We start from the raw sequence: 16699 nt of genomic DNA on the forward strand, positions 1-16699 counted from the left end.
TGTAAACTATCATTTTCTTAAAAGTATTGCCGTTTTTGTCATTTTGGAAATCACCAAAAGGATGAATTTATTTTAAATGTACATCTACATCCACATTCATTCCCGGGCGAAGTAATTTTATTTTTTCAGGATCATTAGAGGCGTTCAAACTTATTTTAACGGGCAATCTTTGGATTGTTTTCACAAAGTTTCCTGTAGCATTATCAGGAGGAAGCAATGAAAAGCGAGAACCTGTAGCAGGTGAGAATGAAGTGATTGAACCTTGAAAATCATATCCGGGATACGCATCTACTTTTACGGTAACTTTTTGACCAATTACCATTTTGTTCAATTGCGTTTCTTTGAAATTAGCAATTACCCAAGCTTCTTTGTTGTTGATAATATAAAATAAAGATTGTCCCGGTTGCACTAATTGTCCTGGTTGAATGTCAATTTTTGAAACCTGACCATCAATAGCAGCTGTTACAGCGGTGTAAGTCAAATTTAATTTTGCTGCATCAAGTAATGCTTTGGCTCTTTTGATATTGGCAGCAGCCACTTCAGTTTGTTTGTCTGAAACTTTAGATTTAGCTACAATTACTGATTTTTGAAAAGCACTCGCTCTTTGTTGTTGTTGTAAAACGCGTACTTGGCTTTCTGCTTCCAGTTTTGCAGCCAAAGCTTGCTCGTATTGTTGTTTTGTAATCGAATGACTTTTGTACAAATTGTTGTATCTGTTGTAATCACTCGTAATACGATCCAATCTAATTTTTGCCGATTCGATATTTCCACCCGCAGATTGCACATTAGCATCAGAAACTGAAATGTTAGCCAAAGCACTCCCAATATCCGCTTTAGAAACTTCAAAACTGCCTTCAGCGCCAACCATTGCAGCATTAGCTTCTTCAATTTTTAGTTGGTAATCTCTTTTATCGATCGTAAAAAGGGTATCGCCTTTCTTTACAAAATCATTGTCTTTGATGTACACTTTATCCACATATCCTGAAACTCTTGGAATAATAGGATTCATGTTTTTTTCAATTTGTGCATCGTCTGTTTCTTCGTGAGCCAAGGAATGCATGTATTTATAAGTTCCGTAAGTTCCACCTAAAACTACCAAAGCCACTAGGATAATAATAAATTTTGTATTTGTTTTTTTCTTTTCCATGGTAGGTATGATTAGTTTTTTGAAATAGTAAAGGTTTGAGATAATTGTCCAGTTACCGACAGTAACTCGTAGTATTTTTGAATGGTACTTGCATGCGCCAATGCTTTATTGATTTTTGAACTTAGTTGCTCTACATCAGCTTCCAGTAAATCATTCGTATCCGAAAGTCCGTTGTCATATTTATCTTTTATGATTCGGTAATTTTCCGAAGATTGTTCTACAGCCTGTCCGTAAACAACATTTTGTTTCAAAGCTAAATCGTAATCTTCAATTGCTTTTTGAACCTGAACTTTAATATAATCCGTTAATATAGCTTCGGAGTTTTGTACTTCAAGAAATTTATTTTCAGCCAGTTTTACCAGCGTTCCATTTTTAAGAATGGCACTTAGGTCGTATGAAATACCCACACCAATATTCATTGCATTTTGTACGGTGATAACATTACTCAGGTCTAATGCAGTATAACCGCCAATGATTGCAATTGCAGGATAATAGGAACCTTTAGCTATTTTGATATTGGCTTCGCTTGCTTTTCCTTGGAAACGAATTGCTTCTAAATCTTTACGATTTTCTAATGCCGGCAACTCATTTGTTGGGACATTCGTCATTTGGAAATCGGCAAAATCACTTTCACGAATCTCCAGTTTGGTATCTGGATTTAATTTTAAAAGTGTAACCAAATAAAAATTAATAATTTTTAAATTATTATTTGTTTCGTCTAATGATAATTGGATTTTAGAGGCTTGTAATTGTGATTTTAAAAGGTCGTTTTTAGGAATAATTCCATTTTTTTCTAACTCTATAAAATCGGTTACACGTTGTTGTGCACTTTTTTGATTTTCTTTCAGCAGTTCAATTGTTTTTTGCGCTTTGTACAAACTAGCATAATAATCAATTACGCGCAAAGCGATTTCTTCTTTGGTTTGTGATGCTGTTGCCATTTCAGCTTCATAAAGATTCTCATAAACCTTGATACTGTTTTGGATTTTAAAACCAGAAAATACAGGAACACTGGCGTTCAACTGTCCAATCATCAATTGATTTACTATAGGAAGCGGTTCTTGTGAACCGGAATTATTTTGATTTATTTTAAAATCTACCGATGCATTCGCCAATCTTTGGTATTGACCAGATAGTTTCAAATCAGGATATTGATTGTTTTTTGTGGATTGCAGCTCGTACTTTTTAGTTTTCACTTTTGTATTGGCCAGAGTAACTTCATTGCTCTTGGTCCAAGCCAAATTAATGGCTTCGTTCAATGTTAAACTTGTTTTTTCTTGTGCTGCTACGGATGAAATTCCAATAAAGAAAATCCCAAAGAGCATGAGTTGACTAACTTTCATATATCAGAAGTGCTTTTATAGTTTGTTGAATGTGCTTTGTCAAATTGGTTTTGATGTAATTGTTGTATAAATCTTCAGTTTTCAAGTTTAATAAATTTTCGAAGAAAGGTTTATTCATATGAAAATGAAAGAAAGTCCCAAGAATGGTAGGTGTGATAAGCGGAATAATAACGTCTTTTCTGAAAATGCCTTTTTTCTGGCCTTCCTCGATAATGGTTTCAAGGGATTTTAAATTTCCTTTTTTTAATTCAGAAAAAGCCTGGAGATTTTGTTCTCTCTTTTTGGAGGTAAATTCGAAGTGTAAAATTCTATATATTCCTCGGTTGCTATTGATTCTATTGATGTACAGTTCAATCAGCTTATTGATTTTTTCAATAGGTTCCAGATCTTCCTGTAATAAATTTTCTAATTGGTTTTTAAGATCTGAAGTTCTGTAAACAATAAGCGATTCCAATAATCGCTCTTTGGAACCAAAGTAGTAGGAAACCATGGCAATGTTGATTTTTGCCACTTTTGCTATGTTTCGGATAGAAGTACCGTCAAATCCTTTCTCTGCAAAAAGTGTTTCTGCTACCTCAAGAATTTGAATTTGTTTGTCGTTAAAATTACTTTTCAATGGAATCTAATTTTTCAAAAAACAAAACTAAACAAGTGTTTAATTTAAATAACTGTTTAGTTTTTATTTAACATTGTTTTAACATTTTATATAGGGCCAGAATAAAGTTTATAACAACACTAATCCTCTTCCGAAATTGTGAATATCTATTTTAGGAATGCTGCTTTTTTTAACCTCTAAAATCTATCTTTGACATCCTTAAAAAAAAAGAGATGAGCACAATTTGGTACGAATGCAAGGTAAAATATAGAAAAACAGATGAAACTGGAGGACAAAAGATTACGACAGAACCGTATTTGGTAGACGCGTTATCCTACACAGAAGCAGAAAGTAGAATTAATGAAGAAATGTCGGCGTATATCAGTGAAGAATTCAAAATCACCAATATAAAAGTGGCTAATTATGCTGAGATTCATCCTTTCGAAAATGCGGATCGTTGGTTTAGATCTAAAGTTTCATTACTTGCGTATGATGAAGAAAGCGGTAAAGAGCGCAAGACCAATATGTATTTATTAGTGCAGGCTAATGATGTAAAAGAAGCTTATGATAACACCACTAGTGTGATGAAAGGTACGATGGGCGATTATACCATACCAGCCATTTCAGAATCACCTATTATGGATGTTTTTCCTTATTTCAGTGGGGAAGAAGGGGAGCTAGAACAATTAGAACGGTTCAATGCGCTCAAAGGTTCTAAACCGGAAGCAGCAGTAGAAATTGTGGATTACATGGAATTTGAAACTGCTCCAGAAAAAGAAGCTGCAGTTTAAGATTGTTTTAAAAAAAAACTCACCGCAAATTTGCAAATTATAGAAACAGTTGTCAGCTGTTTTTATTTGCAAATTTGCGGTTTTTTAATTTCAATCAGTCTTGTTTGTGTAATACTTTCTCGTATGCTTTTCTAGGACTTCCTCTAAAAAAAACTTCCCCACAATACGTATAACCCGAACTTTCAAAAATTTTCATCATGGCGATGTTGTCAAAATTGGTGTCTGCTTTTATGCTGTAAATGTTGTTGCTTACCGCAAATTCTTCTATGTATTTGAGAATCATTTTAGCCAAGCCTTTACCCAAGTGCTTCTCCGAAATGGCAACGCGGTGCAGTACTACAAAATCATCATTCGTCAGCCACTTTCCTTCAATTTTCTCATAGGCAGGTTCGTCATTGATAAGTACCGCACTGTAACCGATGATTGTTTCTCCGTCTGCCAAAACAAATCCTTCTCCTTTTTCAATGTCTTTTTGTATGACTTCTGGATTTGGATAACCGTCTTGCCATTGGGTACTGCCATCTTCTTTTCTGCGTTGTATAGCTTGTTGTAAAATTTCCCATACCGGAGCTATTTCAGATAGTTCCGCTTTTTTAAAGTGATAATTCATTATACTTTTCCGTTATAATTTGGGTCAAAATCTATCATCCATTCGATACCGAATTTATCTCTAAACATCCCAAAATAGGAACCCCAAGGGCTGTCGTCAATTGGCACTTCAATATTTCCGCCTGCTGAAAGTCCGCTAAACAACTTGTTGGCTTCTTCACGACTTTCTGCGCTAATGGATATTTTAGATCTGTTTTCATTTTCATTTACCGGACCCATACTTTCTGGAACGTCATTGCCCATTAAAATATTTTGGCCAATAGGCAAAGCAATGTGCATTATTTTATTCGCTTCATTTTCTGATACCTGAAATTCAGTACTTGCCAAGTCTTTGAAACGCATAATCTTTGCGAATTCTCCGCCAAATACAGATTTGTAAAAATTGAATGCTTCTTCGGCATTTCCGTTGAAGTTAATGTGTGGATTGATAAGTGCCATAATTTTAATCTTTTAAGTTGATTAATTGTTTACTTTCTTAAAATTTTATCTAGAGTCTTTCCTTTTGCTAATTCATCTACTAATTTGTCTAAATATCTGACCTGTTGTGTTAGTGGATTTGCAATTTCTTCAACCCGATAACCACAGATTACACCCGTTATAAGTTGAGCGTTAGGGTTTATTGTAGCATTTTTAAAGAATTTTTCAAAAGTTACTTTTTCATCAATCTGTTTTTGAAGACTTTTGTCATCATAACCAGTAAGCCATTCAATTACTTGATGTAATTCTTCTTTCGTTTTGCCTTTCTTCTCCACTTTTGCGAGATAAAGAGGGTATACGGAAGAGAATGTCATTTTAGCAATACGCTCATCGTGATTAATTGTGTTTTTCATTTCCAGTTTGTTGTTACTTGTAGCGTTGCACTATAATGACTTTAACAATCGCGCTAGCAGGGTGTAATTCATTATTGTAATTTAAGTTTTCAGTAAATGAGTATGTTTTAAAAGTACAAAACAAACTTTAAATTTTGGATAATCTGTATTATAGAATGCGCAGCATTCGCGAGAAATTTATTTTTTAGAAGAATAGTTTGCGCAGATGGGACTCTCACTATCAGTGAATTTTTAAATCATCTTTTAATCCCAAATTAGCTAATATTAGACTCATTGAAATTTTTCTTAAACAATAGATTTGTGATTTTAAATCTTTCTCTTTGATAGAGTTCACACTTCCGTGAGTCAATTTATCACGTGTTTCTTTCAGTTTTTTGAAAGCATATCCAAAATCTAATGGATTTATGTTGCTAAGTCTTAAAGTTTCTTCAAGTGGACTTTTTAAAGGTTTTATAGAAATTTTATGAATTAATCCATCCCATTTATTTTTTAATGAATCGAAATCTTTATTATCTAGTAATGATTCTGAAATTAACTCAAACGCTTTATTTATTTTTTCTTGTTTTAAATTGTCAAATTCAAATTTTTCTATATCCTGTTTTATATTAAAAATTTCAATAATATTAAAGAGAAGTAAAAAAGATGAACTTAAATCGACCTCTCTCGAATGTAAGTAATTGTCAATTGCCTTATTTAGTTGGTTTTCTTTGAGGATATAATTATCATACCAACAGGTTTTTAGAATTTTTTCGATTCGGTAATTAGTTTCTAATAAATCGAAGACCATTGAAAGATCCGATATAAATATTTTGTTATTAGGCGATGTATCGCGGTAGATAAAAAAATCTTCTTTTGTTTGATAGGTAAGTTTCTGGATATTAATTCTAATTCCAAAACAAAAAGATAAAAAGCTACAAATTATTTCATTTGCTTTTTTTATTTGTTCGAAGTTTAAACCCTCAAATTTATAATTAATCGTTGGAATTTTCTTTATGGTAAATTTTTCACTTCCTCTTTGTTCATTATTTCGAAATTCTAATTCAGGTCTGAAAGACATATGGGGAGTATCATAAAAGTCAGACATGCCATTCATTCTCGAAATTGAAAAGTTATTTTTATCACTTAGATTTGAAAAAAAAGAATAGAATAAATTGACAACCTTTAACCCATTATTATTTAAAAAAGCTTTTCCTTGATTAATTGATTCTTTATGAATATTAGGGAATATTAAAGCTATTTTGCTGACATATATTGTAAAATAAGTGTTTTTTGAATCACTCTGAAATGATACCATTTTATATATCCTACTTTCGTCAAAGAAAAGTGAGACTTCCGTATCAATTATTTCAAACGTATCTTCAAAAAGGCCAAAAACTCCTCCTTTTGACATTGAGAATTTAGTGTCAATTTGAGAATTTACTTCGTTATCAATTATTTGAAAATACATTTCTTTGTCAGAAACGAATAAATGAGCGTGAAGAGTTTTAGATGTAATTTCTTCATCTTTAAATTTTAGGTTGATAAAGTAATATTCTTTCACTCAGAAGTTTTTTAAAATGTCATTTAATTTATAAAATGGTCTGACAAAATCATTTCAATTTACCCATTTTTAGGTAGATAAGTTTGATAAGTGCCATCCTTTTGTTTTGCTAATGTATGAATAAAAACTTACAAGTTATTTTAACATTTTATAAATTGTGAACATAAAAAAACGGCGTTTAAATCAACTTTAAACGCCGTTTACTAATATATTAAGAAGTTGTTTTATCGAATCGCTTTTACAAACTCTTCAGTTTTTCCGGTACCGTTTTCGGTTAGATGCTGAATGAAGGCACTTCCTATAATTGCTCCTTTGGCAAATTGCGTGGCTTGGTTGAAGGTTTCTTTGTTGTTGATTCCAAAACCAATTACTTGGGGATTCTTTAGATTCATGTCGGCAATGCGTTTGAAATAGTCTTCTTGAGCGCTTCCAAAACCAGTTTGCGATCCCGTAACACTCGCTGAACTTACCATATAGATAAATCCATCGGATACGCTGTCTATAAAATGGATGCGTTCTACAGAAGTTTGTGGCGTAATCAAAAATATATTTTTCAAGCCGTATTTCTCGAAAGTCGCTTTGTATTCATCGGCATACACATCAACGGGAAGATCAGGAATAATTAATCCATCGATACCAATCTCGGCACATTTCTGACAGAAATTCTCAATTCCGTATTGCAACATTGGGTTGAAATACCCCATAATCACCAATGGAATAGCAACCGTTTTACGGATATCTTTTAATTGGTCAAACAAAAATTGTGTGGTCATTCCGTTATGCAAAGCTTGTGTGGAACTCGCTTGAATCGTAGGTCCATCAGCCAATGGATCACTGAAAGGCAATCCAATTTCAATCATGTCAACACCATTTTTTTCTAAATCCTGTATGATTTGTACGGTATCATTTAAGTTAGGATATCCAGCAGAGAAATAGATGGAAAGTATCTTTTTGTCTTCTTGTAATTTTTGATTTATTCTGTTCATTTTAGTATAATTTTATTTATTCCTGCTAGGTTTCCATAACCTTGTGGGTATTAATTTTGTATTCAAAATTTGGTTTTAGAAAGCTAGTAGGTTGTTTAAATCGGAACTATTTTTCTGGATTATTAACTTTCAATATAAATCCAGGCCGTTAGTCCAGATTGTAATGTTATTTGAATTCTTTTATATGCATTAGATTCGAATTGATCTGCTTTTATGAGATCTTCGTTGGTTACAGTAAAAGCGATACCATTTATTGCATCCGAAGGATTTTCACTTGGAATGGCTACAAAATAATCTTCCATTCCAAATTCTTCTTCTATTTGAAAATCTTTTAGTTTGTATCCTAAAAGCTTGTCCTCAGTTCCGCTTAATAGTTTATTAAAAACCTGCATCTGAATTTCTTTTGATTGCAATGTACCGTAAGAGAATAGCTGTTCCATAAATAGTGTTTTCTAGTTATTTGTCTGCGTTAGGGATGGAAGCGGCATCCTTTTTTATGGCTTTTTCTGCCATGAAAAAGATATAGCGGACAGCCCGACCCTTTGGGAACGCCCAAATTATGCTTTTGTTATAATTTAAAATAATCGATATACGTATTCAAATCTTTGTCGCCACGACCGGAAAGATTGATGACTACCACATCTTCCGGTTTGAATTTCATTTCGTCTAAAACCGCAAAGGCATGCGCACTTTCAATGGCAGGAATTAGTCCTTCCATTTGAGATAATTTGATTCCCCATTGCATCGCTTGATCATCGGTAATTGAGATGAATTGCGCTCTTCCGGTGGCATATAAATTGGCATGCATAGGACCAACTCCCGGATAATCCAGTCCTGCTGAAATGGAATACGGCTCGGTGATTTGGCCATCCGTAGTTTGCATCAATAAGGTTTTACTTCCGTGAATAACACCCACTTTTCCTAATGCTGAAGTTGCGGCACTTTCGCCTGAATCTACACCTAATCCTGCTGCTTCAACGGCAATAATATTCACATCCTGATCGTCCAGAAAATGATAGTACGTCCCGGCAGCGTTGCTTCCGCCACCTACGCAGGCAATCACATAATCCGGATTTTCACGACCTTCTTTTTCCAGTAATTGTTCTTTGATTTCCTTTGAAATAACACTTTGGAAACGCGCTACCATATCCGGATAAGGATGTGGTCCCACGACAGATCCAATGATATAATAGGTGTCAACGGGATTGTTAATCCAGTCGCGAATGGCTTCGTTTGTGGCGTCTTTTAAGGTTTTTGAACCTGACATTGCCGGACGAACTTCGGCACCCAACATTTTCATACGAGCCACATTTGGCGCCTGACGTTTAATGTCGACTTCACCCATATAAACGATGCATTCCAGTCCCATTAGCGCACAAACTGTAGCTGTTGCTACGCCATGCTGACCAGCACCGGTTTCAGCAATGATTCGTTTTTTACCCAAGCGTTTGGCTAACAAAATTTGACCAATCGTGTTGTTGACTTTGTGCGCACCAGTGTGACATAAATCTTCTCTTTTTAGGTAGATTTTAGTGTTGTATTGCTCAGATAAACGTTTGGCAAAATAAAGCGGCGTAGGACGACCTACATATTCTTTTAGCAAAGCGTCAAATTCAGCTTGGAATTCTGGCTCTGCTGTAATTTTTAAATAATTTTGACGTAATTCTTCCACATTTGGATATAACATTTCCGGAATGAAAGCGCCTCCAAATTCTCCGTAATAGCCTTTTTCGTTGACGTTGTATGACATAATTTATTTTTTTATTTTGTTATCGGTAGAGATGCACTGCAGTGCGTCTCTACGTATATTTTTACATAATTCTATGTTTTTTAATCCCGGTTCTATTTCAAATTTACTGTTTAAATCAATGGCGTAAAGCGGTAAATTGGTTTTTGTTATTTCTTTCACGGCATCCATTTCCTCAATTCCGATTCCGCCACTCAGGAAAAACGGTTTGCTTGAAGGATACTTTTCTAAAACTTTCCAGTCAAATGTGGTTCCGTTTCCGCCTGGTAATTTTCCTTTGGTGTCAAAAAGGAAATAGTCACAAACCGCTTCAAATGGTTTTAATACTTCAAAATCAAAATCATCATCGACAGAGAATACTTTGATAATTTCAATCTGAACTTGTTTCAGATTCTCTCTCAAATCCTGACAAAATGCAACTGATTCATGTCCGTGCAATTGAATGGCTTGTAAATCATATTTCTGGGCTTTCGCCAAAATTATTTCTGCAGTTTCGTTTACAAAAACGCCTACTTTTTTAATTGATTTTGGTAAATCTGGAATCACACCATCAAAATATCGAGACGATTTCTCCCAGAAAATAAATCCCATATAATCGGGTAGGAGCGCGCCCACTTCGAGAATATTATCGGGATATTTCATACCGCAGATCTTGAGTTTCATCTTTATAATTTTGATATAAATTCCGTTGCTGCTTTACCGGCATTATCCGTTTTCATAAAGTTTTCTCCAATTAAAAATCCTTTATAACCAAAAGGTTTTAATTCGTTAATAGCTTCTATGGATGAAATTCCGCTTTCAGAAACTTTTACAAAATCATCTGGAATTTGTGCTGCCAATTGCTTGCTGAAATCCAAACTAACTTCAAATGTTTTTAGGTTTCTATTGTTCACACCAATCATGTCTAATGTGGGCATAATCGATTTTTCCAGTTCTTCCTGATTGTGCACTTCCAGTAAAACTTCGAGGCCTAAATTTTTGGCAAATTCAGATAATGATTTGATTTCTTCTCTCGTTAAAACCGCTGCAATTAGCAGAATTAAATCGGCTCCATGGGCTTTTGCTTCTAATATTTGGTATTCATCGACAATGAATTCCTTTCTCAATAATGGAATGTTTACAGTGGCTCTTGCCAAAAGCAAGTCGTCTAATGAACCACCAAAATATTTTCCATCTGTCAAAACCGAAATTCCACAAGCACCAGCATTTTCATATCCTTTAGTAACTTCTTCTACCGTAAAGCTGTAATTGATTTCTGCTTTAGAAGGCGAACGGCGTTTGTGTTCCGCAATAATTCCTGATGTGCTGTTTCTTAAATTATCACTCAAAGAAATAGTCTTTTTCTCAAAGAAAACAGAAGTTTCCAATTGTGAAACCGGAATGATTGATTTCTTGAGAATCACTTCTCTTTTTTTGTCAACTATGATTTTGTCTAAAATATTCATTTATTTTTTTGTTTCAAGTTTTCTTTGTTTCAAGTTTAAAGTTGTTCGAAATTCCAACAACTTTAAGCCTTGAACTTTAAACTATTTTTATTTACTTAAATCTTTCAATTTGTTCAAAGCTACAAGTCCTTTTCCGGATAATAAACTTTCTTTCGCTATTTGAAATCCTTCTAAAGGAGAACATTTTGTAACGGTAGCAATTGCCATTGCAGCATTGGCACAAACCACATTATTCTGGGCTTCATTTCCTTTTCCTGAAATAATATCGGTAAACATTTGAGCCGATTCTTCGATGGTTGTTCCTCCTTCGATTTCGCTTTGCAGCAAAAGACGAACACCAAAATCTTCCGGATGAAGCATTCCTTCCATGGAACTGGTAATTGTTTTTGTAGGACCCGTCAAGGAAACTTCGTCATAACCGTCAAGCGAATGTAGGATAGTGAAATTAGTATTTGTGTTTTGATACAAATACGCATACATTCTGGCCAGTTCTAAGTTGAAAACACCAACCAACTGATTTTGTGGAAATGATGGATTTACCATTGGTCCCAACATATTGAAAAAGGTTTTTACTGCCAATTCTTTTCTAATTGGTCCCACATTTTTCATAGCGGGGTGAAATAATGGCGCGTGTAAAACACAAATTCCTGCTTTGTCCATGCATTTTTCCAAGAAATCAGTATTATTACTGAACTTGATTCCTAGTTTCTCCATTACATTACTTGATCCAGATATTGAAGATACTCCGTAATTTCCGTGTTTAGCTACTTTTATTCCAGCTCCGGCAGCTACAAATGAAGCCAAAGTTGAGATATTGAAAGTATCTTTTCCATCACCACCGGTTCCGCATAAATCGATGGTATTGTAAGCTGATAAATCAACTCGGATGCACAATTCTAACAAGGCTTCACGAAAACCCGAAAGTTCATCTATGCTTATGCTGCGCATCATATAAACGGTCAGAAAAGAAGCAATTTGGCTCGTGTTGTAACTCCCGTTTGATATATTAACCAATACCTCTTTTGCTTCTGCCGCCGAAAGCATTTCGTGATTGATTAATCTGTTTAATATATTTTTCATTTTTATAATATGTCTTAAAGTTTAAAGTTGAAGGTCTTAAAAGTCTTTCGACATTATGACATTTGACTTTATGACTAATTTTTCACCCAATTTTCTAATATCTTTTTCCCGTTTGGAGTTAAAACACTTTCAGGATGAAATTGTACACCGCGCACATCATACGTTTTGTGTCGCAAGGACATTACTTGGCCATTTTCGTCGAATGAAGTCGCTTCCAGAACATCAGGTAAATTGGTGTCTACCACCCAAGAATGGTAACGACCTACTTCAAACTCACTTCCTAACCCTTCGAATAAAAGCTCATCATTTACTGCTGTTTTTACATTGGTGGCAACACCATGATATACTTTATCTAAGTTTGAAAGCGTTCCTCCATATACTTCGCCTATAGCTTGTTGTCCCAGACATACTCCAAAAATACTTTTGGTTGAACCGTATTTTCTAATTACGTCTTTCAATAATCCGGCTTCATCCGGAATTCCAGGTCCGGGAGAAAGAAGAATTTTGTCGAAGATTGCTATTTCGTCAATGTCAAATTCATCGTTTCTATAAACGGTTACCTCGCAATCTAAATCTTCCAGATAATGCACTAAATTATAAGTGAAACTATCGTAATTGTCTATGACTAGTATTTTTTTCATTTTTATTATTGAAAAATTAAAAGATTAAAAGATTGAAAAATTCGAGTGTTTCAGCAATCTTTAAATTCTTAAATTATTGAATCTTTAAATTATTTTATATTGTCTCCGCTAAATCCAAAGCTGCATTTAGTGCTCTCAATTTATTGTATACTTCCTGCATTTCGCTTTCTTCATCTGAACTGGCGACAATCCCGGCTCCCGCTTGAGAATGTAATTGGTGATTTTTACTCAGGAAAGTCCGAATCATAATGGCGTGATTAAAATTGCCTTCAAAATCCATAAAACCAATCGCGCCTCCGTAGAAATTTCTATTGGTTTTTTCATACTCTTCAATCAGTTGCATCGCTCGGTGTTTTGGTGCACCGCTTAATGTTCCAGCCGGAAAAGTATCAGCTACAACTTGCATCGTTGTCGCATTTTCATGCAAATGTCCCGTTACTTTTGAAACCAAGTGAATTACGTGTGAGAAGAACTGTACTTCTCTATATTTCTCTACATTGACATTATGACCGTTTCTGCTTAAATCATTTCGAGCTAAATCTACTAACATCACATGCTCACTATTTTCTTTCTTATCTACTGACAATTCTTTGGCAAGAATAGCATCTTTTTCATCATCACCCGTTCGTTTAAAAGTTCCAGCAATAGGATGAATCTCGGCTTTACGGTTTTTGACAATAATTTGAGCTTCAGGCGAAGAACCAAATATTTTGAAATCGCCATAGTCAAAAAAGAATAAATACGGCGAAGGATTAATACTTCTCAATGCTCTGTAAACATTAAATTCATCACCTTTGAAACCTTGGGTAAACCTTCTGGATAAAACTAATTGGAACACATCACCTCTAAAGCAATGTTTTTTGGCCAAAGCCACATTATGCTTAAATTCTTCATCTGTCAGATTTGAAAAACCTTCTCCTTCTTTAGAGAATTTATAAGAAGCAATATTTCTAGATTGTAATAATTGCTCGATTTCCGAAATGTTATTTTTTCCGTCTAAACTGTGACAGAAAATATAGGCTTCATTCTTGAAATGATTAATGGCAATGATGTTTTGGTAAACGGCATAATAAACATCTGGAATGGTATTGCTATTTTCTTTTTTAGCAATTGATACTTTTTCGAAATAACGAACAGCATCGTATGAAATATATCCAAAAAGGCCATTATTAATGAATTTAAAATCGTTTTTCTCGGATTTAAACTGACCTGAAAATTCTTGAATGACTTCTGGAATATTATTTGTTGCATCAATTGCAATTTTAACAGAACTTCCATCAGGGAAAGTCTTGTGAATAATTTCGTTTTCTATCTTGATAGAAGCTATGGGATTACAACAAATGTAGGAGAAACTGTTGTCATTCCCATGATAATCGCTACTTTCTAGCAGCAGACTATTGGGAAATTTATCTCGAATTTTGAAATACACACTCACCGGAGTAATCGTATCTGCAAGGATTTGCTTATAATTTGTCTTTAAGTTAAATGATTTCAATTGCTATGTTTTTAATGTTGTGTTTTACTGTTGAAATTGCCACAAAAAAAAGGCCTGTCGTGATGACAAGCCTTTTATATTTATAGTTTTAATAATACTATAGGAGCTTAGTTCACGACGATTGACGTAAATTGTTCCACCACCAAGTATTGTTTAAAATTGTTTTCATGTTTTGTTTATTAGAACAAATATAGGAAGGTATTTTGGTTTTCCAAATAGAATTAAATAAAAAAATTAATGTTTTTTTTATTTTTTTGTTAAATAAACTAATGAGCCCGGTTTATTAAAGATAAAACCCCAACAATTGCTTGTTAGGGTTTTAATATATTTTTTATGAGATGAAATTAGAATTTCAAGGCTACTGCTAAATTGAAGTCGTCATTGATTGCTTTGTCTCCTAAGCTGTCAAAGAAACTTCCAGAACCATATTTAATATCGTATTTTGTTCTGTCAATTTTTACGTTAGTTGTAGCTGTATTAGCAGTTGTAGTTAAATCAAAAGTAACTGGTTTAGTTATCCCTTTAATTGTTAAATCTCCAGTTACAGTATATGTGTTAGGAGCTTTAGTAACTAATTTTTTGAAAACTAAAGTCGCTGATGCAAATTTATCAGTTCCAAAAAAGTCATCAGCTTTCAAGTGACCTTCTAGTTTTTCTTTACCTTGACCTGCTTTCAAGTCAGTAACTACGATTGAATTCATGTCTACATTGAATGTACCACCAACTAATTTTTTTCCTTTGAAAACTAATGCACCATCTTTAATATTGATAGTACCTTCATGTTGTCCAGTTACTTTTTTTCCAGTCCAAGTGATTGAGCTTCCAGCAGTGTTAATTTTTTTAGTTTGTGCAGTTACAGATAAAGTAGACAAAACTACTACTAAAGCTAATGCGATTGTTTTGAAATTTTTCATGTGTTTGAATTTGAATTTAGATTAATATTAATATATTGAATTAGTTATTTATAATGTAATGAATAAGTCTTCGTTTGATTTTCTAACTTTTTTATAATGTTGCGTTGCGTCTTCATCATGTCTGTAACCTAGAGTAGCGATTAAAGTTGCATTCAATCCTAATTTGTCAAGCCCTAATATTTCATTGACCTGAGTAGGAACAAAACCTTCCATTGGAGTAGCATCAATCTTAAGTTCTGCCGCTACGTTCAATAGATTTCCCAAAGCTAAATAAGTTTGTTTTGCTGTCCAAATATTTTTTTCTTCAGGAGTAAGAGAAGTAATTTTAGATTTCATGAAGTCACCATAACCTGCTAAAGCTTCAATTGGTGTATTTCTGGTTAGACTTATATTTTTAATATATTCATCTATAGCTACCTCATCAAGTTTAGTTTCATTTGCAAAGATAATTAGATGTGAGGCTTCAGTAATTTGTGATTGTCCCCATGCCGCCGGTTGGATATTCGCTCTTAGTTCTGGATTTTCAACTATAATAACTTTATATGGTTGCAAACCATAGGATGATGAACTCAAACGAATGGCTTCTTTTAAAGTATTTAAATCTTCAATAGTTATTTTTTTTGTAGCATCAAATTTCTTTGTTGCATATCTCCAATTTTGATTTTCTAGGAAAGTACTCATAATTTGTTTTGTTTATTGATTTCTATATTTTTCTAATAATTGATTTAATTGGTCTATTTCGTCAGCATCTAAGTTTTTTGAAAACAACTCTTCGTGTGCAATTACTTTAGGATCTAATTCCTTTAAAACATCCAGCCCTTTTTGTGTAATCAGGACCTCTATTTTTCGTCTGTTTTCTGGACAGACTTTTCGAGTTACAAAATTTTTTAGCAATAGTTTATCTACTAATCGAGTTGTATTACTTGTCTTGGCTAACATTCGTTCTTGAATTACACACATGTTTGCTGGGTTTCCTTTTTGGCCTCTCAATATGCGCAAAACATTATATTGTTCTCCGGATAGGTCATAAGGTTTTAATAATTCATTAAAATTATCTGTTATCACGTTTTGCGTATACAGAACGTTAAGGATAATTTTTTTTGAATTATCCATCGGTACAGTTGATTTTATTATCTCTTCAATTTTCATATTTGTATATATGTAATTTGTTGGTACAAATGTAACATATTTTTTATTTGTATATACAAATATGTATTAATTTTTTGTTAAAAAATCATTAGATGGTTAAGAGCAATTTTTTTGATTGGTATGCGTTCAAAACAAATCAGTGTTCTTTATTTTAATAAATGTTACCAAATATTAAGCCGAAATACATTTTTTAATTTATCCTTTTTAAGGAGTGAAATATATTCGTTTGTTCAGGAATGATTTTTTGAAATCATTAAATATTTTAACAGTTGTGTAAAAAAATAAAATGCAGGGAAGTGATTTGAGTTAAAACAATAGTATTGAATGTCTTAGAGTTTTTTTTTTTACAGCAAAGTTTTTTTGTACTTATAAATTCATTATATTTAA

19 protein-coding genes are annotated in these 16699 nt (G+C 33.5%); 1 reads left to right on the forward strand and 18 read right to left on the reverse strand.

The genetic code is table 11. From position 1 onward, the window contains the following. Positions 1–67: 67 nt before the first annotated feature. The 3 genes from ACNQF6_RS06015 to ACNQF6_RS06025 are packed head-to-tail and all read right to left on the reverse strand — an operon-like array spanning position 68 to position 3106. Positions 68–1147: an HlyD family secretion protein gene (locus ACNQF6_RS06015; protein WP_417964159.1), complete on the reverse strand. Its 1080-nt coding sequence runs from the start codon at positions 1145–1147 to the stop codon at positions 68–70. A gap of 11 nt (positions 1148–1158) precedes the next feature. Continuing rightward, positions 1159–2490 carry a TolC family protein gene (locus ACNQF6_RS06020; protein WP_417964160.1) on the reverse strand — a complete coding sequence of 444 codons (1332 nt, stop codon included), beginning with the start codon at positions 2488–2490 and terminating at the stop codon, positions 1159–1161. Next, positions 2480–3106 carry a TetR/AcrR family transcriptional regulator gene (locus tag ACNQF6_RS06025; RefSeq protein ID WP_371134742.1) on the reverse strand — a complete coding sequence of 209 codons (627 nt, stop codon included), beginning with the start codon at positions 3104–3106 and terminating at the stop codon, positions 2480–2482. The genes ACNQF6_RS06020 and ACNQF6_RS06025 overlap by 11 nt, the downstream gene beginning before the upstream one ends. A gap of 212 nt (positions 3107–3318) precedes the next feature. Between ACNQF6_RS06025 and ACNQF6_RS06030 the strand changes: the two genes are divergently transcribed. Continuing rightward, entirely contained in the window at positions 3319–3876 is a 558-nt protein-coding gene (locus ACNQF6_RS06030) for a DUF4494 domain-containing protein (RefSeq protein WP_417964163.1), read from the forward strand. A gap of 94 nt (positions 3877–3970) precedes the next feature. On the opposite strand, the gene ACNQF6_RS06035 is transcribed toward ACNQF6_RS06030, so the two are convergent. The 15 genes from ACNQF6_RS06035 to ACNQF6_RS06105 all read right to left on the reverse strand — a co-directional run bounded on the left by ACNQF6_RS06035 (position 3971) and on the right by ACNQF6_RS06105 (position 16312). Next, entirely contained in the window at positions 3971–4486 is a 516-nt protein-coding gene (locus tag ACNQF6_RS06035) for a GNAT family N-acetyltransferase (RefSeq protein ID WP_417964165.1), read from the reverse strand. Beyond that, complete coding sequence (locus ACNQF6_RS06040; protein WP_417964167.1) at positions 4486–4923, reverse strand: VOC family protein; 438 nt, start codon at positions 4921–4923, stop codon at positions 4486–4488. The genes ACNQF6_RS06035 and ACNQF6_RS06040 overlap by 1 nt, the downstream gene beginning before the upstream one ends. Before the next feature lie 29 nt (positions 4924–4952). Then, complete coding sequence (locus tag ACNQF6_RS06045; protein ID WP_417964169.1) at positions 4953–5315, reverse strand: DUF2200 domain-containing protein; 363 nt, start codon at positions 5313–5315, stop codon at positions 4953–4955. A 220-nt stretch (positions 5316–5535) separates the two neighbouring features. After that, positions 5536–6855, reverse strand: coding sequence for a hypothetical protein (locus ACNQF6_RS06050; protein ID WP_417964171.1), 1320 nt, complete (start codon positions 6853–6855; stop codon positions 5536–5538). 224 nt (positions 6856–7079) lie between these two features. Next, positions 7080–7841, reverse strand: a complete 762-nt coding sequence (trpA, locus tag ACNQF6_RS06055) for a tryptophan synthase subunit alpha (protein ID WP_417964173.1) — start codon at positions 7839–7841, stop codon at positions 7080–7082. Between the two features lie 122 nt (positions 7842–7963). Beyond that, positions 7964–8281 (reverse strand): gamma-glutamylcyclotransferase family protein, encoded by a 318-nt coding sequence (locus ACNQF6_RS06060; protein WP_282712061.1) that lies wholly within the window; start codon positions 8279–8281, stop codon positions 7964–7966. A gap of 128 nt (positions 8282–8409) precedes the next feature. Further along, positions 8410–9591, reverse strand: coding sequence for a tryptophan synthase subunit beta (trpB, locus tag ACNQF6_RS06065; RefSeq protein ID WP_417964175.1), 1182 nt, complete (start codon positions 9589–9591; stop codon positions 8410–8412). A 3-nt stretch (positions 9592–9594) separates the two neighbouring features. Continuing rightward, positions 9595–10251 carry a phosphoribosylanthranilate isomerase gene (locus ACNQF6_RS06070; RefSeq protein WP_417964177.1) on the reverse strand — a complete coding sequence of 219 codons (657 nt, stop codon included), beginning with the start codon at positions 10249–10251 and terminating at the stop codon, positions 9595–9597. A gap of 2 nt (positions 10252–10253) precedes the next feature. Beyond that, a complete protein-coding gene (trpC, locus tag ACNQF6_RS06075) occupies positions 10254–11033 on the reverse strand; it encodes an indole-3-glycerol phosphate synthase TrpC (protein ID WP_417964179.1) in 780 nt (259 codons plus the stop codon). 87 nt (positions 11034–11120) lie between these two features. Further along, the gene (trpD, locus tag ACNQF6_RS06080) at positions 11121–12113 is read right to left on the reverse strand and encodes an anthranilate phosphoribosyltransferase (protein ID WP_417964181.1); all 993 of its coding nucleotides are present in this window, start codon (positions 12111–12113) and stop codon (positions 11121–11123) included. Positions 12114–12187: 74 nt separating this feature from the next. Beyond that, complete coding sequence (locus ACNQF6_RS06085; protein ID WP_417964183.1) at positions 12188–12754, reverse strand: anthranilate synthase component II; 567 nt, start codon at positions 12752–12754, stop codon at positions 12188–12190. A 94-nt stretch (positions 12755–12848) separates the two neighbouring features. Then, a complete protein-coding gene (locus ACNQF6_RS06090; protein ID WP_417964185.1) occupies positions 12849–14249 on the reverse strand; it encodes an anthranilate synthase component I family protein in 1401 nt (466 codons plus the stop codon). Between the two features lie 344 nt (positions 14250–14593). After that, a complete protein-coding gene (locus tag ACNQF6_RS06095) occupies positions 14594–15163 on the reverse strand; it encodes a YceI family protein (protein WP_417964187.1) in 570 nt (189 codons plus the stop codon). A gap of 48 nt (positions 15164–15211) precedes the next feature. Then, entirely contained in the window at positions 15212–15844 is a 633-nt protein-coding gene (locus tag ACNQF6_RS06100) for an NAD(P)H-dependent oxidoreductase (protein WP_417964189.1), read from the reverse strand. Positions 15845–15856: 12 nt separating this feature from the next. Next, positions 15857–16312 (reverse strand): MarR family winged helix-turn-helix transcriptional regulator, encoded by a 456-nt coding sequence (locus ACNQF6_RS06105; protein WP_417964190.1) that lies wholly within the window; start codon positions 16310–16312, stop codon positions 15857–15859. Positions 16313–16699 lie beyond the last annotated feature (387 nt).

It is taken from the genome of Flavobacterium pasteuri, assembly GCF_048286615.1.
Lineage (GTDB): Bacteria > Bacteroidota > Bacteroidia > Flavobacteriales > Flavobacteriaceae > Flavobacterium.